This is a genomic window from Streptomyces sp. DH12 (assembly GCF_020873895.1).
Lineage (GTDB): Bacteria > Actinomycetota > Actinomycetes > Streptomycetales > Streptomycetaceae > Streptomyces.
In genome coordinates this window covers 1-927 of sequence record NZ_JAHWGT010000141.1, presented here as the reverse complement: position 1 = coordinate 927, position 927 = coordinate 1, and the positions used below count along the sequence as shown (strand labels likewise).

Below are 927 nucleotides of genomic sequence, written 5' to 3'. Positions count from 1 at the left end.
TTCCGAGTCATTGCACAATTGAGCTTCTCCCTCCCGGACTTCGCGGTTCCGTAGGCAATTGCCAAAGAAGTTGCAGTCTGCATAGCATCTGGCCACCCCATGACCCCGGCGCATCATCCGCGATCGCAGGAACACTCTGTCTGCCCACGGAGTGGACCTGGGGGCCGAAGCCAGGTGAGCGTCACCGAAAAGGGAGTTCCCTCATGGCCATGCAGCAGTCCGAAGAGCGCGCGACCCGTAACGGGATCATGGCGCTGGAACAGGCATTCACCGGTGATCAGCGCTGTCAGCAGGACGTCCAGTCCACGTCGCACACGCTCGCCTCGAATTACGGGGGCGTGGACGGCGGTAAGTACAAGAAATTGCTGGAGCAGTGGGACGAGCACGTCGACACCATCCTGATCAACCTGGACCGGATGGTCGACGAGCTCAACACCACCCTCACGGAACACGGGCTGGTACAGGGATCCACCAGCGACGCGATCGACACGGAGTACTCACGCTCCACGCAGGTGTTCGACGAGCTCAACGGCACCAACACGTCGTCGAACTGATCCCCGGCGCGCCCAGCGGACCCCCAGCCCCCGAACTCTCGTCGTTCTTCCCGGTGAATCGAGGACTCTGATGGACTTCTCCGACGGCTACATCTACGTCGACTACAACCATGCCGAAGGCGCGGCGGACGACATGGTCAGCCAGTCGCAGGCGATCATGAGCATTCTGGCCAACCTGGAGATGGAACTGGCCGAACTCCGCAACAGCTGGATCGGTGACGACCGGGACGTCTACAGCGAGGTCCAGGCGAAATGGGACAACGCCGTCCAGAACATCAAGACCCTGCTCGCCAACCACTCCGGTCTGCTCACCGAGATCTCCGGCAACTACCGGTACACGGAGCAGAACCTCTCGCAGCGGTTGGGCGACATC

Annotated in this window: 2 protein-coding genes; both read left to right on the top strand. The window is 61.4% G+C overall.

The annotated features are described in order from the left end of the window. Positions 1-203 precede the first annotated feature (203 nt). Positions 204-554 carry a hypothetical protein gene (locus LPA54_RS33060; RefSeq protein ID WP_228984434.1) on the top strand — a complete coding sequence of 117 codons (351 nt, stop codon included), beginning with the start codon at positions 204-206 and terminating at the stop codon, positions 552-554. A 70-nt stretch (positions 555-624) separates the two neighbouring features. Next, positions 625-927, top strand: a 303-nt coding sequence (locus LPA54_RS33055) for a WXG100 family type VII secretion target (RefSeq protein WP_228984433.1), incomplete at its 3' end; no start/stop codon positions are given.

Bases quoted from the DNA above. Each gene is read 5' to 3' on its own strand.
- LPA54_RS33060 (WP_228984434.1), top strand. From the start codon at position 204: ATGGCCATGCAGCAGTCCGAAGAGCGCGCGACCCGTAACGGGATCATG.